Origin of the sequence: Kitasatospora sp. NPDC059571, assembly GCF_042735675.1 — a bacterium.
In the GTDB taxonomy this organism is placed as follows: domain Bacteria; phylum Actinomycetota; class Actinomycetes; order Streptomycetales; family Streptomycetaceae; genus Kitasatospora.
In genome coordinates, this window is the sequence record NZ_JBHWBW010000561.1 from 1 (window position 1) to 4718 (window position 4718).

At 76.5% G+C, this 4718-nt stretch carries 3 protein-coding genes; all 3 read right to left on the reverse strand.

The window, feature by feature from the left end; translation table 11 throughout:
* A partial coding sequence (locus ACFV0G_RS35500) for a protein kinase (protein ID WP_380556842.1) occupies positions 1–773 on the reverse strand: 773 nt, incomplete at its 3' end.
* 298 nt (positions 774–1071) lie between these two features.
* A complete protein-coding gene (locus ACFV0G_RS35505) occupies positions 1072–3099 on the reverse strand; it encodes a serine/threonine-protein kinase (RefSeq protein WP_380556844.1) in 2028 nt (675 codons plus the stop codon).
* A 382-nt stretch (positions 3100–3481) separates the two neighbouring features.
* Entirely contained in the window at positions 3482–4609 is a 1128-nt protein-coding gene (locus ACFV0G_RS35510; RefSeq protein WP_380556846.1) for a GuaB3 family IMP dehydrogenase-related protein, read from the reverse strand.
* Between the last annotated feature and the right edge of the window lie 109 nt (positions 4610–4718).

A 4718-nucleotide genomic window follows, 5' to 3' on the forward strand; every position in this document is an offset into this window, starting at 1 on the left:
CCCCGGCGGCGCGCGCGCGCCGCGCCCCCGCCCCCGCGCCCCCCCTCCCCCACCCCCCCGCCGCCCCCCCCCCCGCCCCCGTCCGCCGGGCGCCGCCACCCGTCGCGCACTGCGGCCAGCAGGGTCGGCAGGTCCTGCTCCGGGTACGGGCCGTGGCCGGTCAGCAGCCGGTACATCAGCACGCCCAGCGCCCAGCAGTCCGCCGCCGGGCCGGTGTCCGGCGGCCAGCGCTCGGCCCGGGCGCCGACCAGGTCGGCCCGCGCCTCGTACACCCGGCGGGGCACCGGGCCGCCGAGCTGGGCGGCCAGCGCCTCCTGGGCGCTGCCGAGCAGCAGTCCGCCGAGCAGTGCGGCGCCGTCCTCGCAGACGAACACCGATGCGGCGGTGACGTTCCCGTGCACCAGGCCGGCCTCGTGCAGGGCGCGCAGCGCACCGGCCAGGTCGGCCGCGAGCTCCGCGACCCGGTACGGCGGCACCGGCCCGGCCCCGGCCAGCTCGGCCAGCGGGGCCCCGGGAAGCCGCTCCTCGACGACCCAGAGCAGGCCGCCCTCGGCGGCCGAGCCGCACTGTCCGAGCAGCCGGGGGTGGTGCGGCAGCCCCTCGGCGACCGCGGCGACGGCCTCGGCGAGCCGGGCGCCCTGGGAGCCGTCCGGCTCGGCGTACACCTGGTCGGGGTCCAGCAGTTCCGGCAGTTCGAGGGCGTACAGCAGCACCGGTGCGCCGGTCGCGGTGTCCTGTGCGGGCACACCGGTGCCGTCCGGACGGTCCGTCACCCGGTACCTTCCGGCCACCATTCCACCCGGGGCCGCTCGCATGTCCGACATCCTCTCGACCCGGCCAGAGTACGTCGCGCCGGGGCCGGTCTCGCCCCGGCGACCGTACCGATCTCCCCGGCACGGCCCTCCAGCTGGCCGGGAACGGCGCCGCGCCGGAGGGCGGGACCGCCGCGATCCGCGCCGCGGGGGCCGGGGGCCCGGTCCTGACCGGCCGTCGGCCGCTCCCCCTCAAGGACGGCGGACCGCCGCCGCCGGTTGCGCCGGACACGGCGACCGGCGCGCCGGCGCTACGGCGCTACGGCGCCGGCTGGAAGGTGTCGAAGCCGGTGGTGCGGGCCGCGGTGTTGGCCGAGGAGCCCCAGTCGGCGTCGGTGGTCGTCCAGTAGAGCGCGTAGCCGTACTTGCCGTTGCCGGTCACGAAGCCGCGGTTGAGCGAGTGGTAGGTGGTGCTGCTGCCGTACGTCCACTCCCAGTCGGCCGCGTTGGTCCACTGCCGGTAGGTGATGGCCTGGAGCTGGACCCGGTGGTAGTTGCGGGCGTTGAGCTGCTTCTCGCTCGACTGCCAGTCGGCGAGGGCACTGGCGTGGGCGCCGACCGTCCAGTCGACGATGAGCTTCAGGCCATTGCCCTCGAACCGGCGGCTGGTGTCGTCGTAGTCCTGGCCCTTGTCGGCCAGCCAGTCGGGCAGCACGATCGAGAAGCCGGAGCCGTCGCGGTAGGTGCGGTAGCCGTCCGGGACGGCGGCGCCCTGGCCCGGGTCGCCCGTCCCGCCCTGCTGCGGCTGCCCGCCGGGGGCGGCCTGGGTCGGGGCCGGGGAGGCTCCGGCACCGCTCGCGGACGCAGCGGGCGACGGCGTGCCCGACCCGGTGGCCGAGGGGGCCGCCGAGGCCGGCGCGGAGGCCGCGGCCGTGGCCGGCGGGGCCGCACGGTCGGCGGAGCCCTTGCTGCCGGAGGAGCCGTTCCCGTCGTGCAGCACGGCCACCGCCACGCCCACCAGGACGAGGACCAGGACCAGCGCGGCCCCGGCCAGCACCGCCGGGGAGGGCCGGCGCAGCTCCCGCGGACCGGACGGGGGGATCGCGCCCATCGGCGCGGTGAGGGCCGCAGGCTCGACCGCGGCCGCGGGCTGCGGCACGGCGGCCTGCACCGGGGCCGGCGTCGGAGCGGGTATCGGTTCGGCCGCCCGGCTGCCGACCCGGACGGTGCCCACCCGGCCGCGCCGGGGGGCGGGGCGGGCCGCTTCCGCGGGCGGTCCGGCCGGCTGCTCGGGGGGCAGGCCGGCCGCGGCGGCCTTCGCCGCGGACCCCGGCGTCGGCGCGGCCTTCGGCTTCGGGGCGGGCTGCGGGGCCGCCTTCACGGCGGGCGCCGCGTCCTTCGCCGGCGCCGGGGCGGGCTTCGCCGCCTTCGCCGCGGGCTTCGCCGCGTCCGCGGGGGCCGCGGCGGCGGACGCCGGGGGCAGGTTCTCCTGCGTGGTGGACTCCGCGCGGGCGGTGTCGTCGGCGACGATCCGCCGGAGCATCGACCGGGTGGTCGAGGCGTCCAGCCGCAGCTCCGGGTCCTTCTCCAGCAGCCGCTCGATGACCGGCCGCAGCGGGCCGGCGTTGGCCGGCTCGGGCAGGTCCTCGGTCATCACCGCGGTGAGGGTGGCCAGGGCCGATCCCCGGTCGTACGGCGGGCGGCCCTCCACCATCGAGTACAGCGTGCCGCCGAGCGACCAGAGGTCGGCGGGCGGTCCGGGCTTGCGGCCGCGGGCCCGCTCCGGCGAGATGTAGGAGGGTGCGCCGACCAGCATGCCGGTGGAGGTGACCGAGGTGTCGCCCTCGACGCTCGCGATGCCGAAGTCGGTGAGGACCACCCGGCCGTCGTCGCCGATCAGCACGTTGGACGGCTTCACGTCGCGGTGCAGGATGCCCAGCGCGTGCGCAGCGTCCAGCACACCGAGGACGTCGAGGGCGATGGCGGCGGCCCGCGCGGGCGCCAGCGGGCCCTCCTCGGCGATCACGTCGGCCAGCGAGCGGGACTCCACCAGCTCCATGACGATCCAGGGGCGCTCGTCCTCCTCGACGACGTCGAAGACGGTGACCGCGGCCCGGTGCCGGATCCGCGCGGTGGCCTTGGCCTCGCGCAGGGTGCGGACGATCAGGCGGTGCTTCTCCTCCTCGTCCACGCCGCCGTGCATGCGCAGTTCCTTGACGGCGACGACCCGGCCGAGCATCTCGTCCTCGGCCCGCCAGACCGTCCCCATGCCGCCCCGGCCGAGCACGTCGCTCAGCCGGTAGCGTCCGGCCAGCAGACGGCCGATGGAATCCTGCGGCTGCGTCATCGGTGCGCTCCCCCACGTGTGCTGGCCCGGTGCGCCGGCCCGGGTACGCCGGCCGCGGGGGTCGGGGCCCGCGGACCGCGCCCGGCCGGGCGGCGTTGACGGCGCATCGGGCCGCAGCGGGTCTGCACCCGGGGCCCGTGAACGCCAAGTGCCCATCATCTCCTGCCACTCGGGCCGAGGACCAATCGCCCCGGCGGTTCCGGCGGCCCGCCGTCCGGTTCGTGATCGAAAAAGCAGCGCGCTGCGGGGGTCGTTCGCCGCTGCGGCTCACGGGTGTTCACCACATCTCCTCGCAGCACGCACCCGATCCGCACGCGAAAGAGCCCCCGGCCGACCGCGCGGGGCGGTCGACCGGGGGCTCCGGACGGCGGTCCGTGGCCGATCAGCGGTGGTGCAGGCCCGGGTTGACGGTCACCTCGACCCGCTGGAACTCCTTCAGCTCGGAGTAGCCGGTGGTGGCCATCGCACGGCGCAGCGCACCGAACAGGTTCATGGTGCCGTCGGGGGTGTGCGACGGGCCGGTGAGGATCTCCTCGGTGGTGCCGACGGTGCCGAGGTCGACCTTCTTGCCGCGCGGCACGTCGTCGTGGACGGCCTCCATGCCCCAGTGGTGGCCCTTGCCGGGCGCGTCGGTGGCGCGGGCGAGCGCGGCACCGATCATCACCGCGTCGGCGCCGCAGGCGACGGCCTTGGCGATGTCGCCGCTGTAGCCGACGCCGCCGTCCGCGATGACGTGCACGTAGCGGCCGCCGGACTCGTCCATGTAGTCGCGGCGGGCGGCGGCCACGTCCGCGACGGCGGTGGCCATCGGCACCTGGATGCCGAGCACGTTGCGGGTGGTGTGCGCGGCGCCGCCGCCGAAGCCGACCAGCACGCCGGCCGCGCCGGTGCGCATCAGGTGCAGCGCCGCGGTGTAGGTGGCGCAGCCGCCGACGATGACCGGGACGTCGAGCTCGTAGATGAACTGCTTGAGGTTGAGCGGCTCGGCGGCGCCGGAGACGTGCTCGGCGGAGACCGTGGTGCCGCGGATCACGAAGACGTCCACGCCCGCGTCGACGACGGCCTTGGAGAACTCGGCGGTGCGCTGCGGGGAGAGCGCGGCGGCGGTGACCACGCCGGAGTCGCGGACCTCCTTGATCCGCTGCCCGATCAGCTCGGCCTTGATCGGCTCGGCGTAGATCTCCTGGAGGCGGCGGGTGGCGGCGGCCTCGTCGGAGATGCCGGCGATCTCGTCCAGCAGCGGCTGCGGGTCCTCGTACCGGGTCCACAGGCCTTCGAGGTTGAGCACGCCGAGACCGCCGAGGCGGCCGATGGCGATGGCCTGCTGCGGCGACACCACGCTGTCCATGGGCGCGGCCAGGAAGGGCAGTTCGAAGCGGTAGGCGTCGATCTGCCAGGCGATCGAGACCTCCTTCGGGTCGCGCGTACGGCGGCTGGGGACGACGGCGATGTCGTCGAAGGCGTACGCCCGGCGGCCGCGCTTGCCTCGCCCGATCTCGATCTCAGTCACTTCGAGCCCTTCTGCTGCTGTGCATCTCCCGGCCGGGTCACCCCGACCGGGACCAGTATCCCGTACCGGGCGGGCGGGCCGGTGCACCCGTCCGCGACACGGGCACCGG

Bases quoted from the DNA above. Each gene is read 5' to 3' on its own strand.
- ACFV0G_RS35505 (WP_380556844.1), bottom strand. From the start codon at position 3,099: ATGACGCAGCCGCAGGATTCCATCGGCCGTCTGCTGGCCGGACGCTAC.